Annotated in this window: 14 protein-coding genes; 8 read left to right on the forward strand and 6 right to left on the reverse strand. The window is 70.7% G+C overall.

Going from position 1 to position 17,104, the window contains the following annotated elements; translation table 11 throughout:
- Nucleotides 1–35: 35 nt before the first annotated feature.
- Nucleotides 36–911: a 3-methyl-2-oxobutanoate hydroxymethyltransferase gene (gene panB, locus ABZ646_RS03435; protein WP_360512475.1), complete on the reverse strand. Its 876-nt coding sequence runs from the start codon at nucleotides 909–911 to the stop codon at nucleotides 36–38.
- A gap of 207 nt (nucleotides 912–1,118) precedes the next feature.
- Between panB and ABZ646_RS03440 the strand changes: the two genes are divergently transcribed.
- From ABZ646_RS03440 to ABZ646_RS03460, 5 genes are all read left to right on the forward strand, one after another.
- Nucleotides 1,119–2,717, forward strand: a complete 1,599-nt coding sequence (locus ABZ646_RS03440) for an MFS transporter (protein ID WP_360512477.1) — start codon at nucleotides 1,119–1,121, stop codon at nucleotides 2,715–2,717.
- An 85-nt stretch (nucleotides 2,718–2,802) separates the two neighbouring features.
- Complete coding sequence (locus ABZ646_RS03445) at nucleotides 2,803–3,432, forward strand: TetR/AcrR family transcriptional regulator (protein WP_360512479.1); 630 nt, start codon at nucleotides 2,803–2,805, stop codon at nucleotides 3,430–3,432.
- 198 nt (nucleotides 3,433–3,630) lie between these two features.
- Nucleotides 3,631–4,683 carry an endonuclease/exonuclease/phosphatase family protein gene (locus ABZ646_RS03450; RefSeq protein ID WP_360512481.1) on the forward strand — a complete coding sequence of 351 codons (1,053 nt, stop codon included), beginning with the start codon at nucleotides 3,631–3,633 and terminating at the stop codon, nucleotides 4,681–4,683.
- Between the two features lie 106 nt (nucleotides 4,684–4,789).
- Nucleotides 4,790–6,013 carry an MFS transporter gene (locus ABZ646_RS03455; RefSeq protein ID WP_360512483.1) on the forward strand — a complete coding sequence of 408 codons (1,224 nt, stop codon included), beginning with the start codon at nucleotides 4,790–4,792 and terminating at the stop codon, nucleotides 6,011–6,013.
- Between the two features lie 139 nt (nucleotides 6,014–6,152).
- Nucleotides 6,153–6,767, forward strand: a complete 615-nt coding sequence (locus ABZ646_RS03460; protein ID WP_360512485.1) for a Uma2 family endonuclease — start codon at nucleotides 6,153–6,155, stop codon at nucleotides 6,765–6,767.
- Nucleotides 6,768–6,782: 15 nt separating this feature from the next.
- Here the strand turns inward: ABZ646_RS03460 and ABZ646_RS03465 are convergent, their stop codons facing one another.
- From ABZ646_RS03465 to ABZ646_RS03480, 4 genes are all read right to left on the reverse strand, one after another.
- On the reverse strand, nucleotides 6,783–7,802 hold the full coding sequence (locus tag ABZ646_RS03465; protein WP_360512487.1) for an aldose 1-epimerase: 1,020 nt from the start codon (nucleotides 7,800–7,802) through the stop codon (nucleotides 6,783–6,785).
- 16 nt (nucleotides 7,803–7,818) lie between these two features.
- A complete protein-coding gene (locus tag ABZ646_RS03470; RefSeq protein WP_360512489.1) occupies nucleotides 7,819–8,601 on the reverse strand; it encodes an ATP-binding cassette domain-containing protein in 783 nt (260 codons plus the stop codon).
- Nucleotides 8,598–9,629: an ABC transporter permease gene (locus ABZ646_RS03475; RefSeq protein WP_360512491.1), complete on the reverse strand. Its 1,032-nt coding sequence runs from the start codon at nucleotides 9,627–9,629 to the stop codon at nucleotides 8,598–8,600. Before ABZ646_RS03475 ends, ABZ646_RS03470 begins: the two co-directional genes overlap by 4 nt.
- Before the next feature lie 107 nt (nucleotides 9,630–9,736).
- Nucleotides 9,737–10,864 carry a substrate-binding domain-containing protein gene (locus ABZ646_RS03480; RefSeq protein ID WP_360512493.1) on the reverse strand — a complete coding sequence of 376 codons (1,128 nt, stop codon included), beginning with the start codon at nucleotides 10,862–10,864 and terminating at the stop codon, nucleotides 9,737–9,739.
- A 149-nt stretch (nucleotides 10,865–11,013) separates the two neighbouring features.
- Here ABZ646_RS03480 and ABZ646_RS03485 point away from each other — a divergent pair, with 149 nt between their 5' ends.
- Both ABZ646_RS03485 and ABZ646_RS03490 read left to right on the forward strand, forming a co-directional pair.
- Nucleotides 11,014–12,072 carry a LacI family DNA-binding transcriptional regulator gene (locus ABZ646_RS03485; protein WP_360512495.1) on the forward strand — a complete coding sequence of 353 codons (1,059 nt, stop codon included), beginning with the start codon at nucleotides 11,014–11,016 and terminating at the stop codon, nucleotides 12,070–12,072.
- Nucleotides 12,065–13,138 (forward strand): carbohydrate kinase, encoded by a 1,074-nt coding sequence (locus ABZ646_RS03490; RefSeq protein WP_360512497.1) that lies wholly within the window; start codon nucleotides 12,065–12,067, stop codon nucleotides 13,136–13,138. Before ABZ646_RS03485 ends, ABZ646_RS03490 begins: the two co-directional genes overlap by 8 nt.
- A gap of 31 nt (nucleotides 13,139–13,169) precedes the next feature.
- Here ABZ646_RS03490 and ABZ646_RS03495 read toward each other — a convergent pair whose 3' ends face one another.
- Nucleotides 13,170–15,719 (reverse strand): GH32 C-terminal domain-containing protein, encoded by a 2,550-nt coding sequence (locus tag ABZ646_RS03495; RefSeq protein ID WP_360512499.1) that lies wholly within the window; start codon nucleotides 15,717–15,719, stop codon nucleotides 13,170–13,172.
- A gap of 220 nt (nucleotides 15,720–15,939) precedes the next feature.
- On the opposite strand from ABZ646_RS03495, the gene ABZ646_RS03500 reads away from it, so the two are divergent.
- Entirely contained in the window at nucleotides 15,940–16,944 is a 1,005-nt protein-coding gene (locus ABZ646_RS03500; protein WP_360512501.1) for a LacI family DNA-binding transcriptional regulator, read from the forward strand.
- Nucleotides 16,945–17,104 lie beyond the last annotated feature (160 nt).

The following is a 17,104-nucleotide window of genomic DNA, read 5'->3' on the forward strand; positions in this document are numbered from 1 at the left end:
CGGCGGGCTGTCCTTGGTGTTACCGCAGTGGCTCTCTAGTGGACGGAGTGCTCCTCCAGCGGGAACGTTCCGCCGACCACGTCCTCGGCGTACGCCCGCGCCGCGTCGCCCATGACCGCGCGCAGGTCCGCGTACTTCTTCACGAACTTCGGCACCCGGCCCGAGGTCAGGCCCAGCATGTCCGTCCAGACCAGGACCTGCGCGTCGGTCTCGGGACCCGCGCCGATGCCGACCGTCGGGATGTGCAGCACCCGGGTCACCTCGGCCGCCAGCTCCGCCGGGACCAGTTCGAGCACGACCGCGAACGCGCCCGCGTCCTGCACCGACTTGGCGTCCCGCAGCAGCTGCTGGGCCGCCTCCTCGCCGCGGCCCTGCACCCGGTAGCCCATCGCGTTGACGGACTGCGGGGTCAGGCCGATGTGCGCCATCACCGGGATGCCGGACTCGACGAGCAGCCGGATCTGGTCGTGCGAGCGCTCGCCGCCCTCCAGCTTGACCGCGCCGACGCCGGCCTCCTTCACCAGCCGGGTCGCCGAGCGCAGCGCCTGCACCGGGCCCTCCTGGTAGGAGCCGAAGGGGAGGTCGCCGACGATGAGGGCACGCTGCGTGCCGCGCACGACCGCCGCCGACAGCATCGTCATCTCGTCCAGGGTGACGGGCACCGTCGACTCGTACCCGAGGTGGCAGTTGCCCGCCGAGTCGCCGACCAGGAGGACCGGGATCCCGGCCTCGTCGAAGACGGAGGCGGTCATCGCGTCGTACGCGGTGAGCATCGGCCACTTCTCGCCGCGTTCCTTGGCGAGGGCGATGTCGCGGACAGTGATGCGGCGGGTGCCCTTGCCCCCGTACAGCGTCCTGCTGCCGTCGGAGGGGCTGTGCTGCACAGTCTGGGCAGCCGGAAGCTGCGTCATGACAACGGCTCCTTCAAGTCATCTCGAGGCACCCTGACGGTGTCCCCGGACCTCTTCCATGGTGGCACTTCGTGCCGCCCGCGGCCAGGGGACCGTCATGTGATCCATCGGTCATCGCCACCCCGAGGTGACGCGTTGCGTAAGGCCTGGGTAAAGGAATTAAGATACGAGACGGTACCGTATTGAAATGGGTCTAGGCTCGGCGGCATGACAACTCCTGCCGACCACGCTCCACCGGGCCCCCGGATACCCGAGGCGGTACACCGCCGCCGCTGGGCGATCCTCGGCGTCCTGATGCTCAGCCTGCTCATCGTGGTGCTCGACAACTCGATCCTGAACGTCGCCGTCAAGACCATCTCCACCCCGGCCCCGACCGGCCTCGGCGCCACCCAGAGCCAGCTGGAGTGGGCGATCAACGCCTACACCCTGGTCTTCGCCGGACTGCTGTTCAGCGCCGGTCTCGTCGGCGACCGGCTCGGCCGCAAGAAGGTGCTGATCGGCGGCATCGTCGTGTTCGGCATCGGATCCGCGCTGGCCGCCGAGTCCGGCTCACCGGGCGAGCTGATCGGCTTCCGCGCGCTGATGGCCCTCGGTGCCGCCTTCGTGATGCCCGCCACCCTTGCCGTCCTGATGAACGTCTTCGAGCGTCAGGAACAGCCCAAGGCCATCGGCATCTGGGCCGGCGGCGTCGGCCTCGCCATCGCCATCGGCCCGATCACCGGCGGTGTGCTGCTCGACCACTTCTGGTGGGGCTCGGTCTTCCTCGTCAACGTGCCCATCGTGATCATCGCGCTCGTCCTGATGGTGTGGCTGGTGCCCGACTCCCGCGACCCGCGGCCGGGCCGGATCGACCCGGTCGGCGTGCTGCTGTCCGTCGTCGGCCTGGTCCTCCTCGTCTACGGCATCATCAAGGGCGGCGAACTCGCCGACTTCACCGACGCCAAGGTGCTCGCCACCATCGCCGCCGGACTCGTGGTGCTCACCGGCTTCGTGATCTTCGAGAAGCGCAGCGACCACCCGTCCCTGGACGTCACCTACTTCAAGAACAAGGTCTTCTCGGCCGCCATGGCCGCCATCGCGCTGGTCTTCTTCGCGCTGATGGGCGTGACCTTCTTCTCCGTCTTCTACACCCAGAGCGTGCGCGGCTACTCGCCGCTGCAGTCCGGTCTGCTGATGCTGCCGCTGGCCGCCGCGCAGATGATCTTCGCGCCGCGGGCCCGGCTGGTCGTCGAGCGACTGGGCAACAAGGTCACCACCGGGGGCGGTCTGGTGCTGCTCGCCGGCACCCTGGCCGCGTTCGCCACCTTCCAGGCCGACACGCCCATCTGGCTCCTCGAAGTCGTCTTCTTCCTGATGGGCCTCGGCATGGCGCACGTCATGACGCCGACCTCGGTCGTCATCATGCAGGCGCTGCCCCGCGAGAAGGCCGGCTCCGCCTCCGCGCTCAGCAACACCTTCCGCCAGGTCGGCGGCGCCCTCGGCATCGCCGTCCTCGGCTCGGTGCTCTCGACGTCGTACCGCAACGGCATCGAGGGCAAGCTCGGCGCGCTGCCGCCCGGGCTGCGCGCGACCGCCGGCGAGTCCATCGAGGCCACCCTGGGCGTCGCCGGGAAGCTCGGGGCGCAGGGCAGGGCCCTGGTCACCCCGGCCAACGACGCCTTCCTGCACGCCATGCACCTCACCGCCCTGTGCGGCGCGGGTGTCGCGCTGATCGGTGCCCTGGTCACGGCCCTGTTCCTGCCGGGCAGGCCGCCGGCCGGCCAGCAGGGCGACCGGGAGCAGGAGTTGGTCGTCGCGGGGGAGTGAACGACCGAACACGACAGAGGGGGAACCACGGGGGGAGGCTTCGGCTGCGGGAGAATTCCCGCAGCCAGTGAGAGGACGGTACGACGTGACACTTGCCGACAGCGGCCCCCGGTCCGCGGGCCCGGCCAGGGGACGCCCCCGCAGCGAGGCGGTGGAGAGCGCCATCCTGGAAGGGGTGATGAAGCTCCTGGAGGACGGCGTGCCGCTCGCCGAGCTGTCCATCGAGCGGATCGCGCGGACCGCGGGCGTCGGCAAGGCCACCATCTACCGCCGCTGGAACGGCAAGGAGGAACTCTTCGTCGACGTGATGCGGGCCGCCGAGCCCCCCGATCCCGAACTCCCCGGCACCTCCATGCGCGACGACCTCGTGGTGCTCCTCGAATCGGTGCGCCGACGCGGCCTGCGCAACCGTTCCTCGGCGATCCTGCACAACGTGTACGCCCAGATGAAGAGCAGCCCCCGCCTCTGGGACGCCTACCACACCAGTGTGGTGAGCCCCCGTCGTGAACTCGGCAAGCAGGTGCTGCGCCGCGGCCAGGCCAATGGCGAACTCCGCGCCGACATCGACATCGACCTGGCCAACGACATGTTCACCGGCCCCATGCTGCTCAGGGCGGTCTGGCGGCAGGACGCGGAACTCCCCGAGGGGCTCGCCGAACAGATCGTCGACCAGGTGCTGGCCGGGCTACGGCCCGTCAGTTCCCCGCAGCCGTAGCGGGAGTGTGCGCGTTCTGTCACAGAGCCCGGCGGCCCCGCGGTGACCGGAACCCCGCACCACGCCTCGTTCGTCCTCGTCTTGCGTACGGCCGTCATGTGTACGGCCGTCATGTGACGGCGGGAACGAGGCCGATCATCCCCTAGGGTCGTATGCGGGGGGACGACGGAGTGCACGGCAGGTTGTGAGGCAGGCGGTATGGCGCAGCAGGCGTACTTGACGGAAACGGACCACGGCGGCTCGGGACCCGAGCGCGGCAGAGACCGGTTCCGGCGCCTGGTGAACCGCTTGCTGTCCGGCTGGCGCGACGATCCGCGGATCTGGCGCCGCGGCCTGGTCCTCGCCGCCGTCGCGCTGCTGCTGGCCGGAGTGATGCTGATGCACTCCCGCATCCCGAACGCCGTCGGCAACCTGGGCAGTCTCACCGAAACCTTCCTGCCCTGGCTGGGTCTGCTGATCCCGGTGCTGGTGCTGCTCGGTCTGGTACGGAAGTCGGCGACCGCGCTCATCGCCGTGCTGCTCCCGGCGATCGTCTGGCTCAACCTGTTCGGCGGGCTGCTCACCGACAAGTCGAACGCCGGCGGCGACTTCACGGTGGCCACCCACAACGTCAACGCCGACAACCCCGACCCGACCGGTACGGCCGCTCGACTGGCCTCCTCCGGCGCCGAGGTGCTCGCCCTGGAGGAGCTGACCGCGTCCGCCGTACCGACGTACGAGAAGGCGCTCGCCCCGACGTACAAGTACCACGCGGTCGAGGGCACGGTCGGCCTGTGGAGCAAGTACCGGCTCACCGGGGTGACGGCCGTCGACATCAAACTCGGCTGGGTACGGGCCATGCGGGCCACGGTCGCCACACCACAGGGCCCGATCGCCGTCTACGTCGCCCACCTTCCGTCGGTCCGCGTGAAGATGAACGCCGGGTTCACCGCCCGGCAGCGGGACAAGAGCGCGGACGCGCTGGGTGAGGCCATCGTCGACGAGAGCCTGCCGCGGGTGATCCTCCTCGGCGATCTCAACGGCACGATGAACGACCGTTCCCTCAACGGCGTCACCTCGCAGATGCGCTCCACGCAGGGCGCGGCGGGCAGCGGCTTCGGGTTCAGCTGGCCGGCCGCGTTCCCGATGGCCCGGATCGACCAGATCATGGTCAAGGGGGTGGAGCCGGTGAGCTCGTGGACCCTGCCGCGGACCGGCAGCGACCACCTGCCGATCGCCGCACGTGTGAACCTGACCACATCGGGTTCCTGAGATCCACCGACGGAAATACCGGGCCCGGGAGACTTTGTTCCGTAGGTGAACTTAGTGGTACTCAGTACGCACGGAACCCCGCTCTCCCCGAAAGGCGTAGCTCTTCATGCCCCTGGCCCTGCTCGCCCTGGCCGTCGGCGCTTTTGGTCTCGGCACCACCGAATTCGTCATGATGGGCCTGCTGCCCGACGTCGCCGACGACCTGAACATCTCGATCCCCACCGCCGGCCACCTGGTCTCGGCGTACGCGCTGGGCGTCGTCATCGGCGCCCCGCTGCTGGCCGCGCTCACCGCGCGCCTGCCCCGCCGGACGGTCCTCGTCTCCCTGATGGCCCTGTTCGTCGCCGGCAACGCGCTCTCGGCCCTGGCGCCCGGTGACGACTCGCTGCTCGCCGCCCGCTTCCTGAGCGGCCTCCCGCACGGCGCGTTCTTCGGCGTGGGCGCGGTCGTGGCCACCAACCTGGTGGCGCCGGAACGCAAGGCCCGCTCGGTCTCCCTGATGTTCATGGGCCTGACCGTCGCCAACATCGCGGGCGTCCCCGTCGCCACCCTCGTGGGCCAGCACCTCGGCTGGCGGGCGACCTTCCTGGGCGTGAGCCTGATCGGCGTGGCGGCCATGGCGGCGGTCCTCCTCCTGATCCGCCCCGCGCACACGCCCGCCCCCGCCACCGGCCTGCGCGGCGAACTCACCGCCCTGCGCTCCCTCCCCGTCTGGCTGGCCCTCGCCACGACGGTCGTCGGCTTCGGCGCCCTGTTCTCCGCGTACAGCTACATCACACCGATGCTGACGGCGTCCGCCGGCTACACCCAGGGCAGCGTGACCCTCCTCCTCGCCCTGTTCGGCGTCGGCGCCACGATCGGCAACCTGGTGGGCGGCCGCCTCGCCGACCACGCGATGCGCGGGACGCTCTTCGGCGGCCTGGTGTCCATGGTGGCGGTGCTGCTCCTGTTCCCGGTCCTGATGCGGACGCAGTGGAGCGCGGCGCTCGCGGTCGTCCTGCTCGGCGTGGCGGCCTTCGTCACCGGCTCCCCGCTCCAGCTGATGGTGATGGAACGCGCGGCCGCGGGCCCCTCCCTCGCCTCCTCCGCCAACCAGGCCGCCTTCAACCTCGCCAACGCGGGCGGCGCCTGGATCGGCGGGATCGCGCTGGCGGCGGGCTTCGGGGTGACGTCCCCCGCGCTGGCGGGCGCGGCCCTCGCCGTCCTCGGCCTGGGCGTGGCGAGCGTGGCGTACGCGGTGGACCGCCGCCGGGCGGTGCCGGCGCCGGGCCGCGAACGCGTGGTCGCCTCCCACGTCCCGGAAGCCACCGACCTGGCGCACTCCTCCTGACGGCCGGTGTCCCGGCCGGCCGGTGTCGCACACCTGACCGGGACGGTGATCCCTTTCGGGTGAAGCGGTTCAGACGGGACGTCGGCGGTCCGATCTGCCTACGATGATGCTCTCGACGTCAGCCCCTGGGAGGCACGCGATGTCCGCCGCAGCCATCGAGCAGCCCTTCGACGACGAGCCGTTCTCGCTCACGGCCATCGCCGAAGAGATCATGGAACGGCATCCGGGCTACCGAGTCGAGATCATCGGAGGCCACCTCCTCGTGACCCCATCACCGGATGCCCCTCACGCCCGTGCCCTGACCGGCCTGATGATCCCCTTCATCGCCGCAGGTCTGCACGGAGAGGAAACCGAGGTCCTCCAGAACGTCGGCCTCTGGCTGCCCACCGGAGCCGAGGACTACGCGATCCCCGACCTCGCGATCGTGGACGCCGACATCGACGACCACCTCGTCGAGAACAACGCGTACGACCCCGTCTGCTTCCGTCTCGTCCTGGAGGTCACCTCCAGCAACTGGAAGGACGACCTGAAGACCAAGGCCGTCGCCTACGCCCAGGCCAAGGTCCCGGTCTACGTCGTCGTCGACCGCAGGCACCAGCGCGTCCACGTGCTCACCGATCCCAACGGGGAAACGTACGAGCATCACAGGCCGTACTCGCCCGGCGAGACCGCCACGCTGCCCGACTCGATCGGCGCCAAGGTCGCTCTCGACGTCGATCAGATCCTCACGGCCGCCCGGAGGAAGACCGACTGATCGGCTCGCGTCGGATCAGGGCGCGTCCGCCGAGCCCACGTACCTGACACCGAACGCGAATGCGCGGCTCCCGCCCGGTTCGAGAGCGAGGGCGGCGGCCTGGTCCGGGCGGTTGAAGGCGTCGGTCATCGCCTCGACGGGTTCGAGGGCGACGGAGGCGCGGCGGTCGCGGGCCAGGGTGTCGCCGGTGAAGACGTGCAGGTAGCCGCTGTGCTGCCAGACGCGCAGTTCCTCGCCGGTCGCGGGATCGGCCAGAACCGTCTCGATCCGGCCGCCGGGGCCGGGGGCGAGGTCCGCGTAGCAGGCGTCGATGACCGCGTCGCCCAGTCGTCTCGGCACCCGGAAGTCCATGTCGGGGCGGTCGTCCAGGGGGATGCGGGCGTCCTCGCCGGGCAGCGGGATGAGGGAGGCGTCGGTGCGGATCAGGGTGCGCGCGGGGATGCGCAGGGTCAGGTCGTCGATGGGGCGGGACAGGGTGAAGTACGGGTGCCAGCCGGTCGCGTGGGGGGCGGTGGTGTCGCCCACGTTGGTCGCGCGGACGTCGACGCTCAACTCGTCGGCGGTGAGCGTGTACTCGACCGTGAGGTCGATCGCGAAGGGATAACCGGAGTACGCGCCCGGCCGGATGGCCGTGGTGCGCAGCAGCAGGCGGGCAAAGTCCGGTGCCGTGTCGGCGTGGGCGAGTTCGAAGGCGGACTCGCGGGCGAAGCCGTGGTAGATCAGCCGGTCGCCGTGGTGGCCCGGGAGCAGGTCGTGGCCGTGGCCGTCGTAGTGGTAGCGGGCGTCGGCCACGCGGTTGGGGAAGGGGGCCAGCAGGCCGGCGCGTACGCCGTCCTGTGCCAGGAGTTCCTTCTCGTCGCGATAGCCGTCCGTCAACTCCTTCAGCCGGCCGCCGGCTTCGCTTCCGACCTGCCAGCTCAGCAGCGTCGCGCCGCGCAGCGCGAGGACGGCGCGCACGCGGTCGTCCGGTGCGGTGACGACGAGGGTGGGTTCGCCGCCGAGGCGGCTCTCGGTGATCCGGTACTCGGCGGTCATTCCCGTGCCGTCCCTTTCAGCTCGCTTCGGGGGCGAGTTTCTTCGCGCCCGTCATGATGGCCACCGCGTCCTCCATGGAGTGTGACTCGGGGGTGATGACGCCGGCGCAGGCGCCGAGGCGCTGGATGTGGATGCGGTCGGCGACCTCGAAGACGTTGGGCATGTTGTGGCTGATGAGGATGACGCCGAGCCCCTGGTCGCGCAGGTCGCGGACGAGCTTGAGGACCTGGCCGGTCTCGCGGACGCCGAGCGCGGCGGTGGGTTCGTCGAGGATCACCACCCGGCCGCCGAAGGCCGCGGTGCGGGCGACGGCCACGGACTGGCGCTGGCCGCCGGAGAGGGTCTCCACGGCCTGGTTGATGTTCTGGAGCGTGCCGATGCCGAGCCGTTTGATGTGGTCGGCGGCCTGCTTCTTCATCTCGCCGGTGTCGAGCATGCGGAACACCGAGCCGAGGACGCCCTTGCGACGGATCTCGCGGGCGAGGAAGAGGTTGCTGGCGATGTCCAGGGCGGGGGCGACGGCGAGGGTCTGGTAGACGGTCTCGATGCCGGCGTCGCGGGCGTCCTGGGGACGTTTGAAGTGGACCTCCCTGCCGTCGACCAGGATGCTGCCCTGGTCGGGGACGAGGGCTCCGGACAGGCACTTGATCAGGGTGGACTTGCCGGCGCCGTTGTCGCCGATGACGGCGAGGACCTCGCCGGGGTGGAGGGTGAGGTCGACGCTGTTCAGGCCGACGACCCTGCCGAAGAGCTTGACCAGGCCCTTGGCTTCGAGAACGGGGGTGGTGGCGGTCGTCACGACTTCACACTCCGGATCCACTGGTCGACGGAGACAGCCGCGATCACCAGGATGCCGACTGCGAGGACTTGGTAGTTGGGGTCGATGCCGGCCAGCGCGAGGCCGTTGACGAAGACCTGGACGATGAGCGCGCCGATCAGCGAGCCGAAGACCACCCCGCGGCCGCCGAACAGGCTGGTGCCGCCGATCACCACGGCGGTGATGGACTGCAGGTTGGCGTTGAGACCGCTGTTGGGGTCACCGCCGCCGACCCGGCCGACCAGGATCCAGGCGCCCACGGCGATGGCGAAACCGCCCACCATGTAGGCGCTGAGCAGGACCCGGTTGACGGAGATGCCGGCCAGCCGGGCGGCCTCGAGGTCGTCGCCGACTGCGTACAGGTGGCGGCCCCAGGCGGTGTAGCGCAGGGCGTAGCCGATCACCGCGTACAGGGCGATCATGAGGAGGACGCCGTACGTGAGGTTCAGCTGTCCGAGGGAGACGGTCTGACCGCTCCACAGCAGGATGTTGCCCGGCTGCAGGGCGACGGTCTGGCCCTTGGCGTAGATGAGGGTGATGGCGGTGAAGACGCTGAGGGTGCCGAGGGTGACGATGAACGGCGGCAGCTTGATCTTGGTCACCAGCAGGCCGTTGACGGCCTGGGCGGCGATCGCGACGACCGCTCCGGCCAGCAGGGCGAACACGCCGGGCCAGTGGTTGTCCGCGACGAGCTTCGACATCAGCAGTGAGGACAGCACCATCACCGCGCCGATCGACAGGTCGATGCCGGCGGTGAGGATGATGACCGTCTGGCCGACGGCGAGCGAACCGATGACGGCCACCTGCTGGGCGACCAGCGAGAGGTTCTGCAGCGCGTAGAAGCGCTCGTTCACCAGGGAGAACACGACGGCGGCGAGCACTAGGACGATGGCCGGGCTGAGGGCCGGCTGGCGGTGCAGCACCGAGTGGATGCGCTGGCTGGGGGTGGCGGGCCTGTTGAGGAACTCCTCCGCCGGTGCCGGTGTGGCTTGGTCCACGTGGGTGGTCACAGGGGGTCCTTCCGGTGTTTTCCCTGGTACGGGCTCATGGGCTCGTGGAGTACGGGTGCGGCGCCGGTGCCCTTGTCACGGTCCCCGGCGCCGCGCCCGGCGGGGTGTCAGCTGCCCCAGCAGGCGGAGGCGGCCTGCGAGGGGGACTGCACGGTCAGGCCGCCCAGGGACTTGGCGGCGACGAGGGCGGTACCGGTGTCGTAGAAGGACTTGCCGTCGGTCACGCTGGGCTTGCTGCCGCCGCGGGCCAGCTTGGCGATCGACGTGACGCCGAGGGCCGCCATCTTGCCCGGGTACTGCACCGCGTCGGCGGCGAACTCACCGCTGGTCACGTTCTTCAGGCCGGAGCAGCTGCCGTCGATCGCGTAGATCGCGGCCTGCTTCACCTTGCCGGCCGCCTTCAGCGCGTTGTACGCGCCCTCACCCGCGGGCTCGTTGATCGCGTAGACGACGTTGATGTCCGGGTTGGCCGACAGGCAGTTCTCCATCGCGGTGCGGCCGCCGTCGATCGCGCCCTGCGTGGGCTGGTGGCAGACGACCTTGTACGTGCCGCCCTTGCCGCCGGTGTACTTGCCCGACTTGGCTTCCTTGCCGTTCTCGGTCTTGCTGCCCGGGTCGATGCCCAGGCCCTCCAGGAAGCCGTGGTCGCGGTTGATGTCGACGGAGACCACCTGGTTGTTGAACAGGTCGAGCATGGCGATGACGGCCGGCTTGCCGCCCAGAGCGGCGGCGGCGTACTGGCCGATGAGCTTGCCCGCCTGCTCGTTGTCGGTGGCGTAGGTGATGTCCGCGGTGCTGGCCGGGTTCGGCGCGGTGTCCAGGGCGATCACGAACAGGCCGGCCTGCTTGGCCCGGCCGAGGGCGGCGTTCACCGCGTCACCGTTGGTGGTGATGAGGATGCCCTTGTCACCACGGGCTATCGCGTTGTCGATGGCGGTGATCTGGGTCTGGGTGTCGCCGTCGCTGGTGCCCGCCGCCACCGTGAGACCCACGTTGTCCTTGGTGGCCTGGGCCTTGGCGTCCTTCTCCATGCTGACGAAGTACGGGTTGGTGAGGGTCTTCAGGATCAGCGACACACCCACCTTGCCACCGCCCCCCGAAGCGGACGAGGAGGCGCTCCCGTTCGAGGAACCGCAGGCCGCGAGTGTCGCGCCGAGGCAGACCGTGACGCCGATCGCCATCGCCCGGGTGCGCCGGCCGGAGCGGCTGGACAGGTGACTGGTGGAGAAGTTCATGGCTCGATCCCTTTCGGATCCGTCCCTTGGCCGACGCTGAGACAACGTTGACTGGGCGAGATACTGGGCCTCTATGGACGAGCGCGTCAAGACGCTGATAGACATGCGTCGGCAACGAGTAGGTAACGCGAATCCGGTTGGAGACAACGATGACTCAGGGCGAAGCGCCGCCCCGGTCCACCCGCAGCCGCCCCACCATGCGTGAGGTCGCGGCGCTGGCCGGAGTCGCCATCAAGACGGTCTCGCGTGTGTTCAACGGCGTCCCCACCGTCGATCCCGCGATCGTCGCCAGGGTCCGCGAGGCCGCCGACAAACTGGGCTACCGTCCCAACCTCACCGCGAGCAGTCTGCGCCGCGGCGACGGCCGTACCGCCACCATCGGCATGCTCGTCGAGGACGCCGCGAACCCCTTCTCGGCCGCCCTGACCCGCACCGTGGAGAACGTGGCCCGGGAACGCGGGGTCCTGGTGCTGGTCGGCAGCGTGGACGAGGACCCGGCACGCGAACGGGAGCTGGCCCAGGCGCTCGTGGACCGCCGGGTGGACGGGCTGGTCATCGTCCCGGCGGGACGCGACCAGAGCTACCTGATCAGCGAACAGCGCTCCGGCACCCGCATGGTCTTCGTCGACCGCGAGGCCGGTCTCCTGGACTCGGACGCCGTCGTCTCCGACAACCGGCAGGGCGCCGTCACCGCCGTCAACCACCTGCTCAGGTCCGGTCACCGCCGTATCGCCTACCTCGGCGACCGCGCCTCCATCCCGACCGCCGCCCAGCGCTTCGACGGCTACCGGCACGCGCTGGAGGTCGCGCACCTCACGTACGACGAGGAGATCGTGCGGCACGTGCCGGCCAGTGAGGAGGCCGCCGTCGCCGCCACCAAGGGGCTGCTGGAGCTGCCGGATCCGCCCACGGCACTGTTCACCAGTCAGAACCTGGTCACCATAGGCGCCCTGCGGGCCCTGCGCGCCCTCGGGCTGCAGCACACCGTCGCCCACGTGGGCTTCGACGACTTCCCGTTGGCCGACATCCTCGACCCGGGCGTCTCCGTCATCGCCCAGAACGTCGAGGAGGTGGGCAGGACCGCCGCCGAGATGCTCTTCCACCGTCTGGACGGCGACGAGTCGCCCACCCGCACCGTCACCGTGCCGACCCGCCTGATCGAGCGGGGCTCCGGCGAGATCCCGGCCGAAGGACCCCGCCATGACTGAACCCGTACGAGCCGCCGCACAGCCCCCGGCCGTGACCGTGATCGGCGAAGCCCTCATCGACCTGGTCCAGCTCGACGCCCCCGGCGACTACCGCGCCCGGCCCGGCGGCAGCCCCTTCAACGTCGCCATCGGCCTCGCCCGGCTCGGCCACCGCACCGCGCTCATGGCACGGCTGGCCGACAACACCTTCGGCCGGCTGCTGCGCGCGCACGCCGCCGCCGAGGGGGTCGACCTGACCTGCGCCCCGGCGGCCGCCGAACCCACCACCCTCGCCGTGGTCTCCATGGACGCGGAGGGGCGGGCGAGTTACGACTTCTACCTGCACGGCACCGCCGACTGGCAGTGGACCGAGACGGAGACCGCCCTCGCCCCCCGGGACACGGCCGTACTGCACTTCGGCTCGGTCGCCTCCTGGACGTCCCCGGCCGACCGGCACATCCACTCCGTGGCCCGCCGCCTGCGCGCCGCGGGTACGACGCTGATCAGCTACGACCCCAACATCCGGCCCGCCCTCCTCGGCGACCCGGAGCGCGGCAGGCAGGCCGTCGAACGGAGCGTCGGCACCGCCCACCTCGTCAAGGCGAGCCGCGAGGACGTGGAGTGGCTCTACCCCGGCACGCCGATCGAGAAGACCGCCGCCCGCTGGCTGGAACTCGGCGCACTCCTCGTCGTCGTCACCGACGGCCCCGACGGCGCCCACGTCTTCCACGCCGGCGCGGGGAGCCTGAGCCGTCCCGGACGGAAGGTCGCGGTGGTGGACACCGTCGGCGCGGGCGACGCGTTCACCGCGGGGCTGCTCGGCGCACTGACCCGCCACGGACTGCACGGCCCGCGGACGCTGGCAGCCGCCGACCCGGGCGCACTGCGGATCGCCGTGGACGACGCGATCCTCGTCTCGGCGCTGACCTGCGAACGCCTGGGCGCCGACCCGCCCACCGCCCTGCCCCGCCCCATCTCGGCCGCCCAGGCGCCCCTGGCGGCGACGGACCTGACGTTCCCCGACGGCAACCGCCGTACGGAGACGGACGGTCCGGCACCGCGACCGACGCAGCCGACCACGGGCTGACCGGACCGCACGCGCGTCTCCTCCAGGTCGCTCACTTCCAGATGGACGCCAGTTGCCACGCCTCCAGTCGACCGAGCCGCGCGGTGCCGCCGTCGGCGAAGACGTCGACGCCGGTACTGGAGGGATCGGGGAAGATCTGGTCGGTGAGGACGGCCTGTTCGCCGGAGGCGTTCTCCGCGTAGACCTCGACCGAGGACGCGTCGACGAGGACGTGCAGGCTCAGCGGCTTGCCGTCCAGGGCCAGGGGAGCACGCTCGGTACTGGCGAAGGCCGGGTCGAAGTCGGTCGCGCCGGAGGCGGTGCGGTCCAGGTAGACCTCGCCGGTGGTGGTGTCGTAGCCGATCCGGGTGCGCTGGACACCGCCGGTACGGACGTCGAGGCCGAAGCGCTCGGCGGTGCCCGCGGTGAGCTCGGCCTGGACTTCCAGGGCGCTGCCGCTCACGCCGAGCGGTGCGGTGCCGTCGGTGACGGTCGTGGCGGGGACGTCGGTGGCGGTCCCGCGGAGTGTCTGCAGTTCCGTGACCGGCTGCTGGACCAGTTGCACCTTGCCGTCGACGGTCCGCAGGGCGAGCTGCCGCGGGAAGGTGTCGGCGCTGCGCCACGGGCTGGTGGGGATGGCCTGCCCGTAGGCCCAGTTGTTCATCCAGGCGATCATGATGCGCCGGTCGCCCGGAGCGTCGTTGTAGGTGCTGGCGGCGTAGAAGTCCCGGCCGTGGTCGAGCCAGTGGGCGCGCTGGAGGACGGACAGGGCGGGCTGGTCGGCGACGCTGAAGTCGTCGGCGAGGACGTGTCCCCAGCCGCCGGTGGCGGCGTCGACGATCTGGATCTGGACCTTCCTGCCCTGGTAGGCGGTGGTGTTGAAGGAGGCCCAGTCGAGGTTCTCGGAGTCGGACCCCGTGGCGCTCTGCACGACCTTGCCGTCGACGAGCAGGTTGACGCCGGTCTCGCGGGAGTGCGGCTGCGCCTGGGTGTCGGAGAGGACCACCTGGTCGAGGTCGATGTGGCCCCAGCCCCCGGTGTCGGCGTCCACGACCTTGATCTGGGCCTGCTTGCCCTGCAGGTCGGACAGGTCCCACGAGGCCCAGTCCAGGGCCTCGGCGTCGGCGCCGGTGGCGGAGCGGACCACCGTGCCGTCGACGACGAGCTCGACGGCCGTGGGGGCGTCCGAGCTGACGCCGTGGTAGCCGCCGCCGATGAGGAAGTCCAGGTACCTCTTGTCGATCGTGAAGGCCGGGGAGGTGAGGGTGCCGGTGGCGGCGTCGCCGTGCAGATAGCTGTTGACCAGCCCGTGGCCGAGGTAGCCGGAGACCTGTTGCTGGTCGGGCAGGGTGCCCTGGGCCGGTCCGGAGCCGAAGGCGTCGCCGGTGGCGGTCCAGTCGCCGATGGGACTTGAGTAGGTGCCGCCCTCGAAGTCGGCGAGGGTCTCGCCGGCCGGCGTGGGCTCGGCGCCCAGGACGGACCCGGGCCGGTAGGGGTGGTTGCCGCCGCCCACCTTGAAGTTGAGGTAGTCGCCGGTGACGGTGAACGCGGGGGAGGTCAGCGTGCCGGTGGCGGCGTCACCGCCGTGGTAGCTGTCGGCGAAGCCCTGGCCGTCGAAGCCGGTCACCGCGCTCTGACCGTCCACGGCCCCGGTCGCCGGGGCGCCGCCGAACGCGCTGCCGTCGGTCGTCCAGTCCCCGAACGAGCCGGACTCGAAGTCCTGCACGACGGTGCCGCCGGGGGCGGTGTACGTCCCGCTGTCGTCGGCGGTGAACTTCGTGCCGTCGAAGTCGCCTACGAAGTACTGAGCGCCCGAACCGCCCGCGACGGCACCGGGGTTGAGGTTGACCGCCAGCACCCACTCGGTCTTCGTCGCGTCGCCGTCCACCGGCAGCGGGAACAGGTCGGGGCACTCCCACACCCCGCCGGTCGCGCCGGCCGGGCCGAAGTCGCTCAGGTGGTTCCAGTGCTTGAGGTCGGCGGACCCGTAGAAGGAGATCTTGTGCTGGTCGGAGAGGGCGACGGCCATCAGCCAGCTGTGGGTGGGCGCGTACCAGAAAACCTTCGGGTCGCGGAAGCCGGTGGAGCCGAGGTCGAGGACCGGGTTGCCGGAGTACCTGGTCCAGGTGGTGCCGCCGTCGGTGCTGTAGGCCAGGGACTGCCGCTGGACGCCGGTGGACTTCACCAGGCTGGTGTAGACGGCGACCAGCGGCGGGTTCTGCGTGCTTCCGAGACCGGAGGTGTTGTCCTTGTCCAGCACCACGCTGCCGGAGAAGACCATCTCGTCGTCGTCCTGCGGGATGGCGACCGGGAGTTCCTTCCAGTGCACCAGGTCGGTGCTGACCGCGTGCCCCCAGGACATGTTGCCCCAGGTGTCGCCGGACGGGTTGTACTGGAAGAACAGGTGGTACTGACCCCCGTACCAGATCAGGCCGTTGGGGTCGTTCATCCAGTTCTGGGCCGGGGTGAAGTGGAACTGGGGCCGGTACGGCTCCTGGTAGAGCGCGGCGGCCGAGGCCGGGGACGCGACGAGCAGACCGAGCCCGAACAGGGCCGCCAGCGCGGTGTGCAGGCGTCGGCGGGGGCGAGTCGTTCTGGACATGGTGCTCCTTACCCGCCCGTCAGGGAGCGCGGCATCGAGTGCTTCCGACCAGCCTTTGGAAACGTTTCGCCGCACCGTATGACCGCCCTCAGGCTCTGTCCAGACGCTGTGCAGCGATCGGCGCGCATGCGAATATGAGGGACGGCCGCGGAGTGCCGCCGGGTCGGAGGTGAAAACGTTGCCAGATTCGGGGAACGACGCAGGTCGGCGGTCGGCGACGATGCGTGACGTCGCGACCATGGCCGGAGTCGGCATCGCCACCGTGTCGCGGGTCGTCAACGGCAAGCCGGGGGTCACTCCGGACCTCGCGCAAAAGGTCACGCGGGCCGCCGAGTTGCTCGGGTACCGGCACGATCTGACGGCCAGCAGCCTGCGCAGGGCCGACCGCCGCACCCACACCCTCGGGCTGATCCTGGAGGACGCCGCCAACCCCTTCTCCGCCGCCCTGCACCGCGCGGTCGAGGACACCGCCGCCGAACGCGGTGTGCTGGTCCTGGCCGGTTCCACCGACGAGGACCCGGTCAGGGAACGCGGCCTCGTGCGAACCTTCACCGCGCGCCGGGTCGACGGCCTCATCGTCGTTCCCACCGGACGCACCGACACGGATCTCGACGCGGCCCGCGACGGAGGCACACCTGTGGTGTGTGTGGACCGTCCCACGACCGTGCGGCAGGTGGACACCGTGACGGTGGACAACCGCGCGGGCGTGCGCGCGGCGGTGAGGAGGCTGTACGGGGCGGGACACCGGCATATCGCCTTCCTCGGGGACCTCCCCGCGATCTGGACCGCCGAGGAGCGCTACGCGGGATTCGTGGAAGGGCTCGCGGAGACGGGATGCGTCCTGCACTCCACGTCGGTACGGCGCGGCGTGCACGGTGTCGAGGCCGCCCAGGAGGCCACCCGGGAACTCCTCGCCCTTCCCCGGCCGCCCACCGCGCTCGTCTCCGCCCAGAACCTGGTGACCGTCGGCGTGCGCAAAGCCCTCCAGGAACTCCGTCTCCAGCACGATGTGGCCCTGATCGGCTTCGACGACCTGCCCTTCGCCGACCTGCTCGACCCCGGCATCTCGGTGATCGCACAGGACCCCGTCGCCATCGGCCGTCAGGCCGCGGCTCTGCTGTTCGACCGCCTCGACGGCGAGCCCGGACCCGCCCGCCACCGCGTGCTGAGCACGCACTACCTGGCCCGCGGCTCCGGCGAACTGCCCGGCCCCGCCGACGTGTGACGCGCGTCTGACGGAATTCTTGCGAGTGTCGGGTGGGGGCTGCCTCAGCAATGCCGCCTCTGCGATTCCCATCGCCTGACCGACGGCATGCTCAACGCTTCGACGACATCGGCACCGCCGCTCGACATTGCACCACCTTCTCTGGCCCCGCTGGGCCGGC

It is taken from the genome of Streptomyces sp. NPDC007162 (assembly GCF_040634175.1).
Classification (GTDB): Bacteria; Actinomycetota; Actinomycetes; order Streptomycetales; family Streptomycetaceae; genus Streptomyces.

Excerpts from the sequence above, each read along its gene's own strand:
- panB (WP_360512475.1), bottom strand. The coding sequence starts at position 911 with ATGACGCAGCTTCCGGCTGCCCAGACTGTGCAGCACAGCCCCTCCGAC.
- ABZ646_RS03495 (WP_360512499.1), bottom strand. The coding sequence starts at position 15,719 with ATGTCCAGAACGACTCGCCCCCGCCGACGCCTGCACACCGCGCTGGCG.
- ABZ646_RS03465 (WP_360512487.1), bottom strand. The coding sequence starts at position 7,802 with ATGACCGCCGAGTACCGGATCACCGAGAGCCGCCTCGGCGGCGAACCC.
- ABZ646_RS03440 (WP_360512477.1), top strand. The coding sequence starts at position 1,119 with ATGACAACTCCTGCCGACCACGCTCCACCGGGCCCCCGGATACCCGAG.
- ABZ646_RS03480 (WP_360512493.1), bottom strand. The coding sequence starts at position 10,864 with ATGAACTTCTCCACCAGTCACCTGTCCAGCCGCTCCGGCCGGCGCACC.
- ABZ646_RS03455 (WP_360512483.1), top strand. The coding sequence starts at position 4,790 with ATGCCCCTGGCCCTGCTCGCCCTGGCCGTCGGCGCTTTTGGTCTCGGC.
- ABZ646_RS03490 (WP_360512497.1), top strand. The coding sequence starts at position 12,065 with ATGACTGAACCCGTACGAGCCGCCGCACAGCCCCCGGCCGTGACCGTG.
- ABZ646_RS03500 (WP_360512501.1), top strand. The coding sequence starts at position 15,940 with ATGCGTGACGTCGCGACCATGGCCGGAGTCGGCATCGCCACCGTGTCG.
- ABZ646_RS03485 (WP_360512495.1), top strand. The coding sequence starts at position 11,014 with ATGACTCAGGGCGAAGCGCCGCCCCGGTCCACCCGCAGCCGCCCCACC.
- ABZ646_RS03450 (WP_360512481.1), top strand. The coding sequence starts at position 3,631 with ATGGCGCAGCAGGCGTACTTGACGGAAACGGACCACGGCGGCTCGGGA.
- ABZ646_RS03460 (WP_360512485.1), top strand. The coding sequence starts at position 6,153 with ATGTCCGCCGCAGCCATCGAGCAGCCCTTCGACGACGAGCCGTTCTCG.